The sequence below is a fragment of the Anaerotardibacter muris genome, assembly GCF_943192915.1.
Lineage (GTDB): Bacteria > Actinomycetota > Coriobacteriia > Coriobacteriales > Eggerthellaceae > Anaerotardibacter > Anaerotardibacter muris.
The window spans coordinates 21,313-36,438 of record NZ_CALPCD010000004.1 but is presented as its reverse complement, the minus strand read 5'-3'; the positions used below and the strand labels follow the sequence as shown (position 1 = coordinate 36,438).

The following is a 15,126-nucleotide window of genomic DNA, read 5'->3' as shown; positions in this document are numbered from 1 at the left end:
ATCGTGCTGGTGCTATAGCCCGCCAGGTAAGGGCGCAGAACTTACTCTGAACACCATATTCAATAGATAGAAGGAACCCACGAGGGTTCCTTCATGTAAATGAAGCATGAGGCAGTAGGGCGCATGAGCCAAAGGCGAACAGCGTAACGGGTGAGTTATGCATCCTTGCCTGGCAAGCTATAGCGTCCCTCAAAATACAAAAAGAGAGGGAGCATAAGCTCCCTCTCTCCGGAATCTACCAAGTTTTCCTTGGTGCGCGAATGGATCCTCGGCTTAGAGGTCCATCTGTGCGAGCTGCTCAGGAGTGAAGTCGAGAGCAGTACCAGCGATCCAGGTCTGATAGTCGATGTGACCATTGTGGTCTTCGACACCCTTAGCAATGGTGATGCGCTGGACGGTAGGTGCGCCTTCCTCGAGCCACATAGCGCGGCAGTCACGATAAAGGAGCTCGGTAGGACCATAAGGAGAGTCCTCGAAGTAACCGTCGCCACCGAAGATCTCGAGCATCTCGTCAGAGACAAGACGGACGGTGTCGATGGAGAACAGCTTACAAATAGCAGCCTTCTCAGCGATGAACTCGCCCATTTCGTCCTTGTCGTAGTCATCGCAGAAGTCGATGATGGTACAACGCAGAGCATGGAGCATCATCTGCATGTTAGCGAGCTTCATACGGATAGCCTGACGCTTGATGATCGGCTTGCCGAAGGTGACGCGATCGCGAGCACGAGCGATGGACATCTCGAACATGCGCTGACCAATACCGAGGTTAGAGGTAGCGATGTGAACACGAGAAACAGCCAGGGAGTGCATAGCGACCTTCATGCCTTCGCCACGCTCGCCCAGCATGAGGCTAGGATCGAGTTCAACGTTGGTGAACTTCAGACCAGTGTGGCCAGAACCACGGCAGCCCATCATGTGAGGCATAGGAACGAGCTCGAAGCCTTCAGCGTCCATGGGGACGAAGAATGCGGAGAGGCGCTCGTCGCCTTCCTTATCGGGGTCGGTAACGCAGATAACATAAGAGAACTGGGAGCAGTCAGTGTGAGAAATGAGCCACTTCTCGCCATTGAGGATCCACTTGCCCTTTGCCTCGTCCCATACAGCGGTGGAGTGAAGGTCAGCACCGGTGCCACCAGTCTTCTCGGTCAAAGCGAAGTTGGTGAAGATGGTCTTGTCCTGGAAGAGAGGCATGTACTTCTCTTTGATCTCCGGCTTACCGAAGTCGTCGAGGATACGCCAGTTCAAGTCAGATGCATAGTGCATGTGCATACGCATGCCCGAAGGACCACGAGAGAACTCTTCCTGAACCTGCAGGATCTCTTTCTCGTTCAGGCCCCATCCACCGTACTCGACGGGGAGAGAATAACGATAGATGTCGTTATCGATGTTGGACTGATAGAACTTCTCGGGGAACTTGTTGGTAACCTCGATCTCCTTCTGCCATTCGGTGTAAGGACCTTCTACGAGATCACGAACTTTGCGCAGGAAGTCTTGAAACTGCACGTCGGTGATAGTTGCATTCGGATTCATAAACCCTCCTAATCGGTTTGAGATTGTGGCATTGCTGCCTGACCCTGATGCGGCAGATTCCGGATAATCCGCTTCAAGAAGTGTAGCATTGAGCGCTAGGAAACTGTCCAATAGGTAATAGGCGCTCGATGCGATAGCAATCATAGGCGCAAGCTATCAATAGGCTCGATCCATAGGTTTTGGACACGAAAGCCATAGATTCGAGCCATTTTGCAGCGAAAAGAGCGCTTCAGCGCCAGGGTTCATTCATAGGCTTTACCCGAATGTTCGAAGTTGTCCGCATGAAGAATATTATTAGTTACGCGCGCGTTCTTTATATATTGGCGAAGCTTATCGATTAGAATTGATAGAACGTGCCTATAGGTTGAGCCTACTAAATATGTTTATTACCTATTGGACAGTTGTTTTAATCAACCTCAAACTCTTATTAGGAAAAAGTCCAGTTTCAGGGGCCTCGTAAGATGCACTGGAGCGTGTTCGCCTGAGGGGTTTTTGGGCGAGGAGTAGGAGAAAGACTATGGATTTTAGCTTTACCGAAGATCAGGAGTTGATGATTGACAGCCTCAAAGAGTTCGCTGCTCAATACTTCACTGATGAAGCTGTAAAGGAAATGTATGAGGTCCATCATGGTGTGCCTGACGAGGTTCAGGATGCTTATCGCGACCTCGGTTTCGCCTTTATGGGTCTGCCCGAAGAGGTCGGTGGCATTCCTGCTACTTGCGTTGACCTGGGCATCCTCACCGAAACCCTGTATCGCGCTACTGGCTGCATGACTCCGTTCATGACCGGTATGCTCGCTGCGTACGACGTTGCGGAATTCGGCTCTCCTGAGCAGATCCAGCTCATCGTCGATCATTATGAGAAGTCTGGTCGTAGCTTCGCTGCTATGTGCCTTTCCGAGCCCGGCGCTGGTTCTGACAACATGGGCATGACCACCGTCACCAAGAAGCAGGACGACGGCACCTTCATCCTGAAGGGTCAGAAGACCTGGGTGACCAATGGTGCTGCAGTACCTTACCTGGTCGTCATCGCTAAGGACGAAGATCCTTCCCGCGAGAACAAGAACATGTCCCTGTGGCTCATCCCGTCCGACACCCCGGGCGTTTCCACCGCAGGTCTGACCAAGCTCGGTCAGCAGACCGTTCCGTTCGTTGACGTCTTCTTCGACGACGTTGTCCTTACTGAGGAGAACCGTCTGGGTGAAGCTGGTCAGGGCTGGTTGCTGCTCATGAAGAACTTCGAGTTCGAGCGCTGCTTGGTCGTTGCTCAGGGTCTGGGTCTTGCTGAAGCTGCCCTCGATGACGCTATCGATTATGCGCTCGATCGTATCGCCTTCGGTAAGCCGATCGCTGACAATCCTCGTGTTCAGGACCTCATCACCGAGTCCAAGCGCACGATCCTCTACACTCGTATGATGCTCTATTTATGCCTCTGGATGCTCGATCAGGGCATGTCCTGCAACGCTGAGGTTGCAATGCTCAAGTCCGAATCCACCAAGACTTGCTTGAAGGTGGCCGACAACGCTATCGAGATCTTCGGTGGCCTTGGTTACACCGAGGAAGTTCGCGTTGGTCGCATCTGGAAGGACCTCCGCGGTAACGCTCTGGCTGGCGGCACTTGTGAGGTCATGGACTACATCGCTGGTCGTGCTATCGTTAACAAGTATCGCGCCCGCAAGAAGTAAGCAGGTATCTAAGCATGCAAGTGGCCCGCGTAAGTGGGTCACTTGTGTGAGCGAGTAAGGCAAGTTCGATCCCCGTTTGCATCCGCAAACACGAAAAGGAGCAATTATGAAAATTGTTGTTGCTGTTAAAGTTGTGCCAGACGATCAGGACATCTTCGTCTCTGCTGATCGTACTCTGGACTATTCCAAGGCTAAGCCGAAGATCTCTGAATACGACAAGAACGCACTCGAGGCTGCAGCTCAGTTCGCAGCTGAGAACGCTGGTTCTTCCGTGATCGCCATCAGCGCTGTTCCTTCCAAGAACGACGACACCAAGGCGAAGCAGAACATCCTCGCACTCGGCGTTGACGAGCTGTTCATGGCTACTGACGACGCACTCGAGACCGCCGATTCCTATGCTACCGCACAGGTTCTGAAGGGCATCGTCGACTCCAAGGTGCCTGATTATGACGTTATCATCTGCGGCGACGGTTCCGCTGACCTCTATGCAGGTCAGGTGAACATCCAGCTCGCTGCTGCTCTGGGCGTTCCTACCATCAACGAGGTAACCTCGATGAAGGCAGAAGGCGACAAGCTGGTCGTCGAGCGTACGCTCGATACCGAAGTCGAAGAGATCGAAGTTCCGCTGCCCGCAGTCGTCTCCGTTTCTCCCGACATCGCAACGCCTCGTATCGCTGGTATGCGCGACATCCTCGCTGCGAAGAAGAAGCCTCAGACCGTCGAAGCAGCTGCTGCTCCTGTCGATGTTAAGGTTTCTGTCGAGGATATCAAGGCACCTGAACTGGCACCTCGTAAGAATCAGATCTTCGAAGAGGGCGACATTGACGCATTCGTTGCTGCTGTTGCCGAAGCACTCAAATAATCTAGAGAAGGCGGTATAAGAATATGAAAGCATTAGTATTGGCAGAAACCACCGACGGCCAGCGCGATCTTTGTGCTGGTGCTCGTTCCATCGCTGATGAGGTCGTTCTTGCTGTGGTCAAGGGTGCTCCTGTTGCGGGCATCGCTGACAAGGCATATGACATCGAGCTGCCTGCAGGCGAGCCGGTCGAGAACGCTGCAGCTGGCGTGAAGGCTGTCTATGACGCCGAAAACCCCGATGTTGTGCTCGTCGAGCCCACTCCGCGCGACAAGATCTTGGCTGGTCTGCTCGCTGCAAGCCTGGGTACCTCCGTCATCTCTGACGTCACCGCTATCGATGGCGACGTTGTGACCAACATGTACTTCGGCGGTTTGGCAGAGAACAAGCAGAAGGCTAATGGCGCTAAGATCTACACCATCGCTGCTACCTGCTTCGATGATGCTGAGCCCACTGGTACCGACGTTGTCGAGACCATCGCCTACACTGCTCCTGAAAAGCCTCTCGTGCTCCGCGGCACCAAGGAAGTTCCTCAGACTGGCGCAGACCTCACCAAGGTCGACGTTGTTGTTGGCGCAGGCCGTGGCTTCGCAGAGGAATCCGAGCTTCAGATGGCTCGCGATCTTTGCACCAAGGTCGGTGGCGAACTTGGTTGCTCTCGTCCGCTGGCAGAGAATGTCAACTGGCTGCCCAAGAACCTCTACATTGGCGTTTCTGGTCTTCAGCTGGCTCCCAAGGCTTACATCGCACTGGGCATCTCTGGTCAGATGCAGCACATGGTGGGCGTGACTGGCGCTGATACCATCATCGCTGTTAACAAGGACGCGAATGCTCCTATCTTCAAGCAGGCTGACTACGGTATCGTAGGTGACATCAAGACTGTTGTTCCTGCTCTTATCGAGAAGCTCTAAGTTGCTCTTTGGGGCGCCTCGCAAAGGGGCGCCCTTTTTGTTGTTCACCCTTTGAAAGGAAGAAAATGGCCGAGATCACATTGGACGTCGATTTCGAACCTGATTTCGACGTCATCGTCGTCGGCGGTGGTTGCGCAGGTTGCGTTGCTGCCTACAAGCTGGCCGAAGCTGGCAAAGCTGTTCTCGTTGTTGAGCGCGGCAATTATTCTGGTGCGAAGAACATGACCGGTGGTCGTATCTACACGCACTCTTTGGCAAAGGTCTTCCCAGATTATCTGGATGCTCCTCTGCAGCGCAAGGTATCCCATGAGCGTATCTCGCTCATGGCTCCAGACTCGAATTTCACGGTCGATTTCACCTCTCGTGAGCTGACCGAGCCTGGTCAGGAGTCCTGGACCGTTCTGCGCGCTCCCTTCGATCAGTGGCTGGCTGAAAAGGCAGAAGAGGCAGGTGCCGAGATCATCCCTGGCATTGCCGTTGAAGATCTGCTCATGGCCAACGGTAAGGTCGTTGGTATCTCTGCAGCTGGTGAAGAGATGACCGCTCGCATGGTCATCCTTGCCGACGGTGTCAACTCGCTGCTCACCTCGAAGGCTGGCCTTTCCAAGCCTGCTCCTGCGATCGACCAGGTCGCAGTAGGTGCTAAGGAGACCATCCAGCTCGATCCAGCGGTCATCGAGAGCCGTTTTCTTTGCAATCCTGGTGAAGGTGCTTCTTGGCTCTTCGCTGGCAGCATGACCAATGGCGCGATCGGTGGTGCTTTCGTCTACACCAATGAAGACAGCATCTCCATTGGTATCGTTGCCACCATGTCCGAGGTCATCAAGCAGGACATCCCGGTCTATCAGATGCTCGAGAACTTCAAGAATCGTCCTGAGATCGCTCCGCTCATCCGCGATGGCAAGCTGGTCGAATATTCTGGCCACGTTGTTCCAGAAGGCGGCTTGAAGATGATGCCCGAGCTGGTAGGCAATGGTGTTATCGTTGCAGGCGACGCTGCTATGATGTGCATGAACCTGGGCTATACCGTCCGTGGTATGGACTTGGCTATCGCTTCGGGCGAGATCGCGGGCAAGGCTGCGATCCAGGCGCTGGATGCAGGCGACACCTCCAAGGCTGGCCTGCAGTGCTACAAGACCATGCTCGACCAGTCCTTCATCATGCGCGACATGAAGCAGTATGAGAACTTCCCTGAGTTCATGGAAGAATGCCCGCGTCTGTTCAAGGGTTACCCAGAGATGATCCGCGACATCATGAACCCGATGTTCATCGTCAACGGTCAGCCGCGTGAGAGCCTGAAGAAGATGGCTATGGGCCCGATCAAGGAGATCGGCATGTTCACCATCGCTAAGGACGCCATGAAAGGAATGAAGGCACTATGATAGAGAACGTTTGTGATATCACGGTCAACGTTGACGAGAAGCTTTCCATCGACAAGTTCAACGTTGATGAAGAGAACGCTCATATCGTTCTCAAAGAGAATCCTTCTGATGAAGAATTCCGCAAGCTTGTTCTGTGCTGTCCGGCAGCGCTCTACAAGGTCGAAGAAGATGGTTCCAAGCGCTTCGACTACGCTGGCTGCCTTGAGTGCGGTACGTGCCGTATGATCTGCGGCGATACCATCCTTGAGAAGTGGGAGTATCCGCAGCCCACCATGGGTATCGAATACCGCTTCGGCTAGGATAGCGGTCGGCAGGCGCGTGCCTGGTTCGACCACTGAGCACAGATTTGCAACGTAATAGGCCCTTCGGGGCCTATTACTGTATGTGATGGATTCATGCTTAATCTATCGGTTTCTGCTATAATTCTTGCGAATGATAAGACTTGTTATCGAGCGGACGTCACTCCATCCACCCGACAGCACCTTCGCGTTTTGAGGTCCGTATGAATCTTTCGCAACTCTACTATTTCAGCAAGCTTGCTGATATGCAGCACTATACGCGTGCCGCAAAGGAATTGTTCATCACCCAGCCCACGCTCTCAGGCTCCATCTCTTCTTTGGAATCGGAGTTGGGCGTCGCGCTGTTCCAGAAGAAGGGGCGCAACGTTGAGCTGACCAAGTACGGTGCTGAATTCCTAGGCTATGTGAATGCATCGCTCGAACAGCTCGATAAGGGCGTTGCAGTGATGAAGAGCTATTCGGGGGAAAGCGACGGCGGTCTTATCGATCTGGGCTGCATCATCACGGTGCAGACCGACTACATTCCGCAGCTGTTGAACCTTTATCACAAGTCGAGCGACCATCGCTACGATTTCAACATCTCTCAGAAGCCCTCGCAAGACCTGCTCGCATGCTTGAAGGACGGACGCTATGACGTGGTCTTCTGTGCGCGCGATGACGAAGCGGGCGCGGAGATAACCTATGTGCCAGCTTTGGCTCAGGAATTCATCATCGCCATGAATGCAGATTGCCCACTGGCGGACAAGGATTTCATCACGCCTGATGATCTTGTCGATGTGGAGCTGATCACCTATCGCGAGCAGATCCCGCTGGGAAAGGCCGTGAAGAACGTGGTTGATCAATGGGGCTTCGATAACGTGCGCTACGCTTTCGACGACGAATCGATCCTGGCTGGTTTTGCAGCTAATGGTGTTGAAGTGGCGCTCATGTTGGATACGTTCTTCCTGAAGCATGTTCAGGGTATCGTGGTGAAGCCGTTCTATAACAATGCTGAAGAGCGCAAACGCTACTACCACACTATCTATATGGCTTACAACGAGAAGAAGTATCATCCTTTCTGCGTGGACGATTTCATCAAGTTCGTCGAAGCGCATCAGCTTGATCGCGAAGACCCTTCCATGTCCTTTTTCGACTAACGAATGGATCGAGGCCTGTCCCCGATCTGTCCCGGACAAGATGGGGACGGGTCCAAAAGTGTCCCGGACAGAATTGAACCCGTCCCCAAAGTGTCCAGGACAGTTTTGGACCCGTCCCCGAAGTGAACGCATTTGCGCAGGAAGGCTTGATTGCATACACTGGTTGAGCATGATCTTGCAACTTGAACAGATCGCTAAGTCGTTCGGCTCTCGAGAACTCTTCTCGGGGGTCTCTTTGCGTTTGGAAGAATTCGATCGCTTGGCGCTCGTGGGTCCTAACGGCGCAGGCAAGACCACCCTGCTCAATATCATCTCAGGCAAAGACGACCCTGACGAAGGGCGCGTGGTCATCGCTAAGGGCGCCCGTGTGGGTTATCTGGAACAGGAAGCTATCGAGATGGGGGAGCGTCCCATCTTCGAAGAGGTGCTCTCAGCGCAATACGAAGTGGTGGAGCAAGAGAAGAAGCTGCGCGAACTGGAGCGCAAGCTGGAAGAGGACCCGAGCGAAGCGAACCTGACCGCCTATGGCAAAGCGAGCGATATGTACGAAGCCATGGGAGGTTACACGCTGGAGTCGCGCGTGCGTGCCGTGTTGTTCGGCCTGGGCTTCAAAGAAGAAGATATGCAGCGGCTCACTACGGAGTTCTCGGGTGGTTGGCAGATGCGCATCGCGCTGGCGAAGTTGCTCACGCGCAACCCCGAAGTGCTTCTGCTCGACGAGCCGACCAACCATCTTGACCTTGAGAGCGTGAAGTGGCTCGAGGGCTTTTTGAAGAGCTACCAGGGTGCGGTGCTGATGGTAAGCCACGACCGCGAATTCCTTGACAACACCGTCGACCGCGTAGCTGAGATCGACCTAGGGCGCGTGATGCTCTATACCGGCAATTACTCCAGCTACCTGAAGCAACGTGAAGAACGCTTGGCGCTCCTGCGTGAACAGGCTGCCAAGCAGCAAGAAGAGATCGCGCACATGGAGGCGTTCATCGAGCGCTTTCGCTATAAGGCTACGAAGGCCAAGCAGGTTCAGGACCGCGTGAAGAAGATCGAGCGCATGGAGATCATCCAGGTGCCCGAAGAGCGCAAGAAGGTCCATTTCAGCTTTCAGCAACCTCCTCGTACGGGAGACAAGGTGGTGGCTGCTGAAGACCTCCATAAAGCATTCGGCACCAAGCAGGTCTACGATGGCCTGGACCTGTCGCTCTATCGTGGCGAGAAGGTGGCGTTGGTGGGACCCAATGGTGCGGGCAAGTCGACGCTGCTCAAGATGCTCGCTGGCGTTCTCGAGCCTGATAGCGGCTCAGTTACCTACGGCACCCACGTGACCAAGACCTATTTCGCGCAGCATCAGCTCGAAGAGCTGAATCCAGGCAATACCGTATTCGAGGAACTCGATCGCGTAGCACCTGGTTGGACCATCTCGCAAGTGCGCACGCTGCTGGGGTCGTTCTTGTTCGGCCCGAATGACATCGATAAGAAGGTTGCGGTGCTCTCGGGCGGTGAGAAGTGCCGTTTGGCGCTTGCGAAGATGCTCGTTGCCCCTACGCCGCTGCTCTGCTTGGACGAGCCTACCAATCACTTGGACATCGCAAGCGCGGATATCTTGGAGCAAGCGCTCAAGCAGTTCGAAGGGACCATCGTGCTCATCTCGCACGATCGTCATCTTATCCGTTCGGTGGCCAACCGCATCATAGAGATAACGCCTGAAGGGGTCACTTCGTATCCGGGCGATTACGAGTACTACTTGTACAAGACCGAGCTAGAGGATCAGGCCAACGATCAGGCGAAGGGGCAACCTAAGGCGTCTACCAAGCAGTCGTCTGCCTCTGTGCAGGCGCGAGCGGATACCGAAGAGGGGAGCGCTACCGAAGTTACCGTGCGCTCTCATCGTCGCAAGCAGGCAAGCTCCATGCCCAAGACCAAGGAGCAGAAGCGCCTTGAAGCGCAGAAGCGCAACGAGCTCTATGCGGCGCTCAAGGATCAGCGAAAGCGCGTTTCTGAACTGGATAGGATCATCGAGAAGGAGCAGGCGCGCCTTGAGGAGCTGATGGCCCTGATGGCAGATGCGAGCTTCTACGAGGACGAGCAGGCATCAGCTCAGGCGATCGCTGAACATGCTGAACTGAAGAAGAATCTGAGCGCGCACGAAGAAGAGTGGATGACGCTCTCGGAAGAGATCGAGGCGGAAACGCGCAAATACGACAAAGCGATGCAAGCGTAAGGTCGCGGGGTTAGCTGAAGGGCAGGGCCGCACCCTTCAACGGATCAGCTTCTCCACGACCCATGACTCATGACCCATGCACTATGACCTAACATCCCAAAGCACGCGCACCTTACAATGAACACCATTGCCCTTACGACCAGATACCAGCGAGGAAGACCATGGATAATCCATTCAAGCTCCATATCGTTCTGTTCGAACCCGAGATCCCGCAGAATACGGGCAACATCGCGCGCACCTGCGCGTGCATCGGCGCTACCTTGCATCTGGTCGAACCGCTGGGCTTTCGTCCTTCAGAACGCAATCTGAGGCGAGCTGGGCTGGACTATTGGGATGATGTCGCCATCGAGCACCATGCCAGCACGCGCGCGTTTCTCGATGAATACGGTGCCCGTAACCTGTTCTTCTTCACGGGGCGGACCGAACGAAGCTACACTGAAGTAGACTATTCAGGAGAAGTATTCTTGGTGTTCGGACGTGAAAGTCGCGGTATCGACCCCGAGATACTCGACCGCGAGCAGGCCAGGCTCGTGCGCATTCCCATGAAAGGGGAGTCGCGTTCGCTGAACCTATCGAATGCGGTCGCGATCGGCGCTTACGAAGCGCTACGTCAGAATGGCTTCATTGGTTTGGCTTAAGACCGAGGTGTGATGGATTACCAGATTCCTTATATCATCTGCAGCGTGTTGGCTTTCATACCAGCGATCGTCTGCCACGAATTCATGCACGGGTTCGCGGCCTACAAACTGGGTGACAATACCGCAAAGCAAAGTGGCCGCCTGACGCTCAACCCCCTTAAGCATATCGACCCGTTCGGCACGGTCATCTTGCCGCTGCTGCTCATCTTCATGGGTGGCCCTGTGTTCGGTTATGCCAAGCCCGTGCCTTATAACCCCAACAACTTCAAAGACAAGCGCGTGGGTGATGTGGTCGTTGGTCTGGCGGGCCCTGCAGCTAATCTGGTGTTGGCCTTGATCGGCTCGGCCTGTATGTTCGCACTTTCGGGCGTAACGATGTCGGCCAACAACATGTTCTTCGTGTATTTTTACGGGCTGTTCTTGCCGTTGTTCATCATGATCAACCTCTATCTGATGTTCTTCAACTTGCTGCCCATCCCGCCGCTCGATGGTTCGTCCATCATCGCGTTCTTCTTGCCGGTGAAATATCTGCCAACGTATTATCGCGTGCAGCAGTATGCGCTGCCCATCTTCTTGATCGTCATCTTCGTGCTACCCTATATCATCCACGTGAATCCCATCAGCTTGTATTTGAATGCGACCGCGGGCAACCTTGGCGCATTGTTGATGCCGTAGAAGGAAGGAACTACGCGTGTCTTATAAGGTGAGGATAGAGAGCTTCGAGGGTCCCTTCGACCTCTTGTTGCATTTGGTCCATCGCCAGCGCGTGGATATCGGTTCCATCTCGCTGGCTGATATCACCGATCAATACCTGGCCGAGATCCGCCGTATGCAAGCGCTCGACCTCGAGATCGCAAGCGACTTCATCCTGGTCGCTTCTACGCTGCTCGAGATAAAGGCAGCAAGCCTTCTTCCGCGTGAAGAGATGGCTGCAAGCGATGAGGAAACTGAAGAATACGAACCTTCCGACCTGCGTCGTATCCTCATCGAGCGCCTGATCAACTACAAGAAGTTCAAGAACGCTACGGCGGCATTGGAGCGCCGCTTCGAGACCGAGACGCGCATGCATGAACGCCCCTTCGGGCCTGATGCATCGCTGTTCCGCTTGATGCCTGACTATCTGCGCGGGGTATCGGTGGAGCGTATCGGGGAATTGTGCGCATCGGTCTTCAGCAGGCAAGATATCTTCCTGCTGGAATCTGAGCATATCGCAGCCCGCGCCATCCCTGTGGAAGTGCAGATCGAGCGCATCTATGACCGCCTGCGCCATCAACGCGTGGCGAAGTTCTCCGATTTCGTGGACAAGGACACCAGTTCACACGTAGTGGTGGTCACTTTCCTGGCGTTGCTCGAGTTGTTCAAGCAGGCGAAGATATCGCTGCGCCAAGACGAGCTGTTCGGAGATATCGCCATCAGCTATATCGATCAGCCCGAAGAAGACGATGGGTTCGCGCCTATCGAAGAAGCGCTCGAAGAAGCAGAAGAGAGCGAATCCGATGATGCGGCACTGGTTGCCGAGAACGATCACGATGTGATCGAGGAGGAACGTTAGTGGAATACAGCAACGAAGAAGCCATCGAAGTTGAAACTGAGGTCGAAACCGAGGTTGAAGTCGAAGTCGAAACCGAAGAAGTGGTCGTGATCGAAGAGATCGCTGAAGCGGATGATGCTTTAGAAGGCGATGTTCTGGCAGGCGATATCCTGACAGACGAATGGGCCGACGAGGCGACCGATGAGGTGTCCGATGAAACGACTGACGAGGCGACCGACGGATCGACCAACGGATCGAGCGATGATGCGGTCGTATACGCTGAAGAGGAGCTGATCTCTGAAGTTGAGGGCGGCATGTCCGAGCATGATATCTCTTCGGCAATCGAGGCTATGCTGTTCGTCACAAACGACCCCGTAGATGCGCGAGCGCTGGCAGACCAGCTTGGTGCGCCCATTGAGCAGGTCGATCGAGCTTTGCACATGCTCCAAGAAACCTACGCAAACCAAGATCGCGGCATCCAACTGAACGAACGCGCTGGTGGTTGGCGCTTGGTCACCCATCCGCGCTATCATGAATTGCTCGAGAAGTACGTGGTCTCTTGGGATAAGCGCAAGCTTTCCCAAGCCGCGCTCGAAACGCTTGCCATCGTAGCGTATTGCCAGCCGGTCACCCGTAACGATGTTTCAGCTATCCGTGGCGTGAGTTCCGATAGTTCGGTCAGTTCGCTTCTGGAAAAGGGCTACTTGCGCGAAGTTGGCGTGCAAGAACCACCATCGAATGCGGCGCTCTATGGCACCACGAAGGTGTTCCTTGAACGCTTCGGACTGAAATCCATCAACGAATTGCCCGACCTTGAATCTTTCGCGCCAGACGAAGCCACGCGTACGCTCATCTCTGAGCGCTTGGGTCTGGTCAAGGAGCAGACGCAGTCCTATCAGATCGAAGAGGAGCCCGAGCACAACATGCTCGAAGCGCTCACAGGTGCGCTCGGCGCGGTCGAGAAGATCGATCTTGAATCCATCCGTTTCGACGAAGAATGATATGGAACCAGTGCGCCTTCAGAAATATCTTGCTCGCTGCGGGGTAGCCAGCAGGCGCGCATGCGAGGCGCTCATCACTGAGGGGCGCGTGAGCGTGAATGGCACGGTCGTCTCTGAGCTGGGCACCAAGATAATACCAGGCGTGGACGAAGTTTCTCTTGATGGGGAAATGGTGGAGCTTCCTGATAAGAAGGTGGTCGTCATGCTCAATAAGCCTGCGGGCTTCTTGAGTGCCATGTCCGATGACCATGGTGGCCGTTGCGTTTCTGAATTGATCCCTACCGATGCTTATCCGGGCCTTTTTCCTGTTGGCCGCTTGGATAAGGACACTACGGGCTTGTTGCTCTTCACCAATGATGGTGAACTGGGCAATGCTCTGATCCATCCACGTCATCACGTTGCGAAGACCTACCTGGCTTGGGTGAAGGGTTCAGTGGGGCTTCGGGCACTGCAGACCCTCCAAGAAGGTGTCCATCTTGAAGACGGCATCACGCAACCTGCGCATGCTCGTGTGCTGGAACAGGCAAACGATCGCACTCTTTTGGAGCTGACCATCTACGAAGGCCACAATCGCCAGGTCAGGCGTATGGGCGCAGCGGTGAACCACCCTGTCGAGCAGCTGGAACGCATCCAGATCGGTCCTGTGGAGCTTGGCGATCTGCAAGCGGGAAAATGGCGACTTCTTGATGAAGAAGAACACCGCGCACTCCTCGCTGCAACTGGTCTTTCCCGTGATAGAATGGACTCGTAACCAACCTCCGCGCAACGCGCGATATTCTTTGGGAAAGGGGAGTAGCAGGATAGCTATGGATCAGCCGTTCGAATCCGTTGCAGTCGTTGGCCTTGGAGTGATCGGAGCCTCCTTTGCAGGAGCTTATCGCAAGGCGTATCCTGATGCGTTCATCCTTGGCATCGACACACAACGCGAAGCGGTCGATGAATTGCTCTCTCGCGGCTGGATCACCGAAGGGCTCGAGCCAGCCGATCCCACGCTCGCTGAAAAGCTCAATACTTGCGATCTGGTAGTGCTTGCAACGCCGGTCACGGCAACCCCTGAATACTTCCAAGTGCTGGCCGACTGCGACTATCGTGGTGTTGTCACCGACACGTGCTCGACCAAGAATCAGATCGTCGAAACGGCTCTTGAGGTGCTCCCTCATCCCGATAGCTATATTCCCGGCCATCCTATGGCAGGTTCGGAGAAGAGCGGAGTCTTTGGTGCGCGCGCTGATCTGTTCGAGAATGCCCACTGGGTACTCTGCCCTGATGAGCATACGCTTCCCGATGCGTTCGCAGCTCTCCATGACGTGCTCACTTCCATTGGCGCACGCGTGGTGAGCCTTACCCGTGAAGGTCACGACGAAGCGGTGGCCATCATCAGCCACGTGCCCCATTTCGTAGCGTCTTCGCTCGTAGAATTGGCCGTGCGTCATGCAGGTGATCAAGAGGCGCTCTTCCGTTTGGCGGCAGGCGGCTTCAAGGATTCAACGCGCATCGCTGCAGGCTCGCCAGAGCTTTGGACCGGTATTGCTTTTGAAAACCCTCAGGCCATCATGCAAGGCCTTCAAGAAATGCAGGATATCTTGAGCCAGTACGCTTCTGCGCTCGAACAGGCTGATCGCGCAACGTTCTCCACCTTGCTCGACCGCGCAGCTCAGGCTCGCCAAGCGCTCCCCGCGAAGTGGATCCCCGCTACGGAAGATCTGCTGGAGGTGCGCATCCCCATGACCAACCGCACAGGCATCATCGCAGAGGTGACCACCATCGCCAGCCAGGTTGGTTGCAACATCCAGTCCATCGAGATCGATCATGTCACATCTTCGACCGCAGATCTCGTTTTGATCTTGACCGATGAAGGAGACATCGGGAAGCTGTCCACCCAGCTCATCAAGGCAGGGTTCAGCATCTCGTTTCGTCCCTTGAGTTCTAAGGAGTAA

14 protein-coding genes are annotated in these 15,126 nt (G+C 54.7%); 13 read left to right on the top strand and 1 reads right to left on the bottom strand.

Going from position 1 to position 15,126, the window contains the following annotated elements; genetic code table 11:
* Positions 1–273: 273 nt before the first annotated feature.
* The gene (locus NFR25_RS04425; RefSeq protein WP_251198044.1) at positions 274–1,530 is read right to left on the bottom strand and encodes an acyl-CoA dehydrogenase family protein; all 1,257 of its coding nucleotides are present in this window, start codon (positions 1,528–1,530) and stop codon (positions 274–276) included.
* Between the two features lie 517 nt (positions 1,531–2,047).
* Here NFR25_RS04425 and NFR25_RS04420 point away from each other — a divergent pair.
* The 13 genes from NFR25_RS04420 to NFR25_RS04360 all read left to right on the top strand — a co-directional run bounded on the left by NFR25_RS04420 (position 2,048) and on the right by NFR25_RS04360 (position 15,126).
* A complete protein-coding gene (locus tag NFR25_RS04420; protein ID WP_251198043.1) occupies positions 2,048–3,214 on the top strand; it encodes an acyl-CoA dehydrogenase family protein in 1,167 nt (388 codons plus the stop codon).
* Between the two features lie 106 nt (positions 3,215–3,320).
* Positions 3,321–4,076 carry an adenine nucleotide alpha hydrolase family protein gene (locus NFR25_RS04415; RefSeq protein WP_251198042.1) on the top strand — a complete coding sequence of 252 codons (756 nt, stop codon included), beginning with the start codon at positions 3,321–3,323 and terminating at the stop codon, positions 4,074–4,076.
* Between the two features lie 23 nt (positions 4,077–4,099).
* On the top strand, positions 4,100–4,984 hold the full coding sequence (locus NFR25_RS04410; protein WP_251198041.1) for an electron transfer flavoprotein subunit alpha/FixB family protein: 885 nt from the start codon (positions 4,100–4,102) through the stop codon (positions 4,982–4,984).
* A 65-nt stretch (positions 4,985–5,049) separates the two neighbouring features.
* Positions 5,050–6,366: an FAD-dependent oxidoreductase gene (locus tag NFR25_RS04405; RefSeq protein ID WP_251198040.1), complete on the top strand. Its 1,317-nt coding sequence runs from the start codon at positions 5,050–5,052 to the stop codon at positions 6,364–6,366.
* The gene (locus tag NFR25_RS04400; protein WP_251198039.1) at positions 6,363–6,665 is read left to right on the top strand and encodes a ferredoxin family protein; all 303 of its coding nucleotides are present in this window, start codon (positions 6,363–6,365) and stop codon (positions 6,663–6,665) included. The genes NFR25_RS04405 and NFR25_RS04400 overlap by 4 nt, the downstream gene beginning before the upstream one ends.
* A gap of 203 nt (positions 6,666–6,868) precedes the next feature.
* The gene (locus NFR25_RS04395) at positions 6,869–7,801 is read left to right on the top strand and encodes a LysR family transcriptional regulator (protein ID WP_251198038.1); all 933 of its coding nucleotides are present in this window, start codon (positions 6,869–6,871) and stop codon (positions 7,799–7,801) included.
* Between the two features lie 169 nt (positions 7,802–7,970).
* Positions 7,971–10,019: an ABC-F family ATP-binding cassette domain-containing protein gene (locus NFR25_RS04390; protein WP_251198037.1), complete on the top strand. Its 2,049-nt coding sequence runs from the start codon at positions 7,971–7,973 to the stop codon at positions 10,017–10,019.
* Between the two features lie 161 nt (positions 10,020–10,180).
* A complete protein-coding gene (locus NFR25_RS04385) occupies positions 10,181–10,657 on the top strand; it encodes a tRNA (cytidine(34)-2'-O)-methyltransferase (protein ID WP_251198036.1) in 477 nt (158 codons plus the stop codon).
* Positions 10,658–10,669: 12 nt separating this feature from the next.
* The gene (locus NFR25_RS04380) at positions 10,670–11,332 is read left to right on the top strand and encodes a site-2 protease family protein (RefSeq protein WP_251198035.1); all 663 of its coding nucleotides are present in this window, start codon (positions 10,670–10,672) and stop codon (positions 11,330–11,332) included.
* Positions 11,333–11,348: 16 nt separating this feature from the next.
* On the top strand, positions 11,349–12,209 hold the full coding sequence (locus tag NFR25_RS04375; RefSeq protein ID WP_251198034.1) for a segregation and condensation protein A: 861 nt from the start codon (positions 11,349–11,351) through the stop codon (positions 12,207–12,209).
* On the top strand, positions 12,209–13,189 hold the full coding sequence (gene scpB, locus NFR25_RS04370; protein ID WP_251198033.1) for an SMC-Scp complex subunit ScpB: 981 nt from the start codon (positions 12,209–12,211) through the stop codon (positions 13,187–13,189). The genes NFR25_RS04375 and scpB overlap by 1 nt, the downstream gene beginning before the upstream one ends.
* Position 13,190: 1 nt before the next feature.
* Entirely contained in the window at positions 13,191–13,940 is a 750-nt protein-coding gene (locus NFR25_RS04365) for a pseudouridine synthase (protein ID WP_251198032.1), read from the top strand.
* Positions 13,941–13,995: 55 nt separating this feature from the next.
* Positions 13,996–15,126: a prephenate dehydrogenase gene (locus NFR25_RS04360; RefSeq protein ID WP_251198031.1), complete on the top strand. Its 1,131-nt coding sequence runs from the start codon at positions 13,996–13,998 to the stop codon at positions 15,124–15,126.